At 41.4% G+C, this 3936-nt stretch carries 6 protein-coding genes; all 6 read right to left on the bottom strand.

Annotation, left to right across the window (positions count from 1 at the left end):
* A partial coding sequence (locus QMD21_07330) for a hypothetical protein (protein MDI6856573.1) occupies positions 1 to 236 on the bottom strand: 236 nt, incomplete at its 3' end.
* A gap of 6 nt (positions 237 to 242) precedes the next feature.
* Positions 243 to 458 (bottom strand): hypothetical protein, encoded by a 216-nt coding sequence (locus QMD21_07325; GenBank protein ID MDI6856572.1) that lies wholly within the window; start codon positions 456 to 458, stop codon positions 243 to 245.
* A gap of 500 nt (positions 459 to 958) precedes the next feature.
* A complete protein-coding gene (locus QMD21_07320) occupies positions 959 to 2215 on the bottom strand; it encodes an AAA family ATPase (protein ID MDI6856571.1) in 1257 nt (418 codons plus the stop codon).
* 3 nt (positions 2216 to 2218) lie between these two features.
* Complete coding sequence (locus QMD21_07315) at positions 2219 to 2452, bottom strand: hypothetical protein (protein ID MDI6856570.1); 234 nt, start codon at positions 2450 to 2452, stop codon at positions 2219 to 2221.
* A gap of 17 nt (positions 2453 to 2469) precedes the next feature.
* Entirely contained in the window at positions 2470 to 3435 is a 966-nt protein-coding gene (gene radA, locus QMD21_07310; protein MDI6856569.1) for a DNA repair and recombination protein RadA, read from the bottom strand.
* 291 nt (positions 3436 to 3726) lie between these two features.
* Positions 3727 to 3936, bottom strand: a 210-nt coding sequence (locus tag QMD21_07305; GenBank protein ID MDI6856568.1) for a helix-turn-helix transcriptional regulator, incomplete at its 5' end; no start/stop codon positions are given.

Here is a 3936-nt window from a genome sequence, read left to right as displayed (position 1 = left end):
GTAACCGATAGTATCTCGATTCCGAGCCTGTTGCCGAATGCAAATATTTCTTCCTTGCTGCGTTTCGCAATCCACCAACTGTCAATTCCTTTGCTTGTCACTATAGGCCTTATTATCAGCTCGCAGTCTTTTTCAGTCCAAAATGCTATGAAGCGCTTGCTATACTTGTCCCATTTATTGAGATACTTCTCTGCAGATTCAAGCGCGTCTTTCCTATCGCTATAAATTCTTCCCATTTTTGCTCACCGCCTTACCTTAAGTTTTCCGTTCTGATCTACGCTCAACATGCACTGTGCAATTAGGTTTTGTATCCGCGTCCACAATTGCGCTTTTCTTATTGGATGCATATCGTACTCTTGCGCTACTTCCTCTATCAGCTCTTCCTCAGTCTTGCCTTCAGCATACGCCAGAATAAGTTCTTCCAGCGTTGCATCATGCGGTTCTTTTGACCAATCCATTTCCATTTTTTGTTCTCACCTTCCGTTGTTCTTGACGCTCTGAAGAAGCTGCTTATCCAAAAGAAAACACCGTAGAGCATCTAGGCACGAGACACTCTCAAAGAGCCTAACCGCTAAGCACGGAAAAAACTATAGGCATCGGAAAAAGGTATCATGCGGATAGCGCATCAAGTGCTTTCTTCCGCAAGGCTTTTATTTTCCGAGCACCTATATTATACATGCTTAGACGCTCCGTAGATGTTCTCTTTGGTTGGAGTGCTTCTGCGCGAACGTCTAAGCAATAACTATGTTTTTTATTCTTTATAAGCGTTCGTGCGTGTGTGTGGAACTTAAAAAATTTCCAAGTTAAGGGAGCCAGAGAGCTAAAAATTTGATTTCCAACTCATTTCCAACTTAGATGTTATAATAAATCTTTCGGCTCGAGTTTTTATCTGGCAAAAAGGCAAGTTGGAAATGCTCGTCGAGAAATGCATACCTAAAAATTGAAAAAAATGTAAAAATTAAGAACTATTATTTGCTTTACGATCTATTTCTAGCAGTTTTTCGTGAAGTTTTTGCTTTTGAATATAATTTTCAATTCTTTCTCTCAACACATAAGCTGATACTTCTTCAAGCGATACGATTGCAGGTTTACCTCTACCTTCAGATATGTAGCTTATCAAGCCTTTCTCGCCCAAGTCCTCTAAGAGATTGCGATACTGTCTTTCTGAAACAGGTTGAATGTTGTTATCTTTACATGCTTTTGTATAGTAGGGCCGGAGTTTATTAGTTTCTACGTAAATTGCATTTCTATTTTCGCAAAAATACCATGCAGTTGAGTAATACACGAGTAAATTTTGCTCGCTCATATCTATAAGTACATCATCTGATATCTCTGGGTTGACATAATTCTTAGCAGCCCTTACATCATCCAGTTCAATGCGCCCACGCTTCTCAGCATCTGCCATTTTAGCAGCGGTCCATACAACTTCTATACCTAATCTTGCATTGCCCACATGACTAGCAATGTCAGCAATAAGCTCCAGCTCGTTTTTAAGCAAACTATCTGGCGCCAGCGCTAACTTAGCTCTTTCACCTATTATTTCCATAAGTTCTTGTTTTGTATATTTTTCCATTTTTATTATGGGCGCGCAATGACCAAAACTACTCAGTGTAGAAGGATCTATTTCTTCTAACCTATGAAGAATACTGGCACTTACTGCAATCACTATCAGCGATACGGAGCCAAGATCATGCGATGGCGAGCGCGTAAACAGATATAACAAATTAGTTTCTCCTTTCTCCAGCATTAAATTAATTTCATCGAGAATAACTAAAACACGAGGATAACCTTTTGCTTTTAATATCTCCTTTAATATATTAAGAAGCTGCCCCCAGCCCAGCCGTGCCGGGTTAAAATTAGTGCTCAAACTTTTAATGACTTTTACAAGCAGTTCCGTTTCACTTGTACAGTCCCTGCAATCGATGTATATCGTATGAAGGTTTACATTTCTTTTAGAAGCATTTTCCTTGAGCAAACTTGCAAGATACTGTGCAAGCAACGTTTTACCGGTTCCGGGCATGCCTTTGATAAGAATGTTTACAGGCTTATGCGAGCGCAATATCGTTTCATACCAGAATAATAACTCCTTAAGCTGCTTCTCTCTGCTGATTATTTTCTGCGGTATGTAATCTGGCATAAGCGCATCTTCATTTAGTATCATAGATTCGTGCTCTTCTTCTTCGCTGGAAGTTGAAAGTATTTCTTGCGCATACATCTTTTAGTCCCCACGCCCGTCTTTAACAACAAGTAATTCGTAAGCTTTTTGCAGTGCCAGTATTGCTTTAGGTATATCGCTAACTCTAAGCGATTGCGTCTTCTGCCAGTCGTTATGCTTGTCTTTGTAGTTACGATGCAAAGTTACTGTGGCAAAACCATTCTCGAGAGCATTGCGCCAGACAGTCACTTCGACGCCACCAGCTCTTACATGCTCAGGCTGATTTCCTTTGACCATTTTCATCACCCCCTTCTTCAATCTCTGATTCCCTTCTCACACAACGAAAACAGCGCCTCGCCCTCAGGAAGATTAGGCGCATCTACCAGTTTTGCAACTTTTTTACCTTTCTGCCCTTTTCTTAGATAGACGCGAAACAGCATCGTATGCGCTACGATATTGCCGCCTGCAGGCTTGTTAGGGTCTCCAAACATTTTTCCTGGATCAGCGACTACTTGATTTGTTGCTGCAACTACACAGTTGCGCTCGTCTGCAAATTTTAATAAGTTATGTATATATTTGCTTAGAGATTGCTGTCTGTCAGTGAGCACTCCCCTGCCTGCAAACTCAGCTCTGAAATGCGCAGTCAGAGAATCCACAACAAGAAGTTTTACATTGATATCTTTTGTAAGTTCTTGTAATCGTTCACCAATAATTACCTGATGCCCTGCAGATGTAGCTCTGATAACGTGTATCTTTTTAAGAACCTCCGCAGGATCTAATTTCAGCGCATTCGCCATAGATTCGATACGTTCAGGTCTAAAAGTATTCTCTGTATCTACATAGACAACTTCGCCTTCCAAACCGCCTTTCTCAACAGGCAACTGCACGTTAACGCATAACTGATGGCATATCTGAGTTTTGCCTGTAGAGAACTCACCGTAAAATTCTGTTATTGCGCAGGGCTCTAATCCACCGCCGAGCAAATCGTCCAAATCTTTCACGCCTATCTTGAGACGCTGTATTTTAGCTCTCCTCTCTTTAACAATATCGCCAGTCTCAAGCGGCTTTAATTTTATATGCTGCTTCGCCGTATGCACGAGCTTGCAAGCATCAGAATACTTCAATTCGCATGCTTCTGCAAGCGTGTTCGGCATTGTGAGCGCTACGCTGAGCACATCGCCAAACCCGGCGTTTCGAAGTTTTTCTGCGGTACCGCTACCAACGCCAGGCAGTTCTTCCAGTTCTGTTATTTCAGTTATATCTTCTGCTCCGTCTTTCATTTATATCACATCCTATATTTTCCGTTCGCCTAAGGTGGACAAAAAAGAACTTTCGATGTTTTGTGCCTTTATATGTCGCAACCGATATCAAGCACGCATCAAGGGGCCCACCTTAGGGCGCTTTATAGCCTCTTTGATGCGCCTCTTACGTTTGTGCTAACGTTAGCAAATATTATTGTGCAGGCTGAGAATATATAGTTTCACTCGAGAGTAGAAGAATTGGAAAGTGGCTTTTTTACCTCTCTGGCTCCACTTTTCAAAATTTGAAAAGTGGCTTTCCGTCGACAGCTCTCACGACAATTTCTCAATAAGGAATTCTTCCAAAATCTTAGCTGGAATATCTTCAATATAAATTTGCGTTGTAGCGCCTTCTTTTGTCTGAACAGTCTCAGTATCTATCAAGCCTTCTTTATCTAAAACCTGCAGCTCACGCCACAGCGTAGTATGGCTTACAGGCTCTTCTTCGTATTCTTCAAAAATAATCTTACAGTACTCTTCGAC

This window comes from Candidatus Thermoplasmatota archaeon (assembly GCA_030018475.1).
Taxonomy (GTDB): Archaea; Thermoplasmatota; JASEFT01; order JASEFT01; family JASEFT01; genus JASEFT01.
This window is presented reverse-complemented; position numbering and strand designations above follow the sequence as displayed.

What these genes read in the sequence shown, in the direction of transcription:
- QMD21_07325 (MDI6856572.1), bottom strand. Translation starts at nt 458, where the DNA reads ATGGATTGGTCAAAAGAACCGCATGATGCAACGCTGGAAGAACTTATT.
- QMD21_07320 (MDI6856571.1), bottom strand. Translation starts at nt 2,215, where the DNA reads ATGTATGCGCAAGAAATACTTTCAACTTCCAGCGAAGAAGAAGAGCAC.
- QMD21_07315 (MDI6856570.1), bottom strand. Translation starts at nt 2,452, where the DNA reads ATGGTCAAAGGAAATCAGCCTGAGCATGTAAGAGCTGGTGGCGTCGAA.
- radA (MDI6856569.1), bottom strand. Translation starts at nt 3,435, where the DNA reads ATGAAAGACGGAGCAGAAGATATAACTGAAATAACAGAACTGGAAGAA.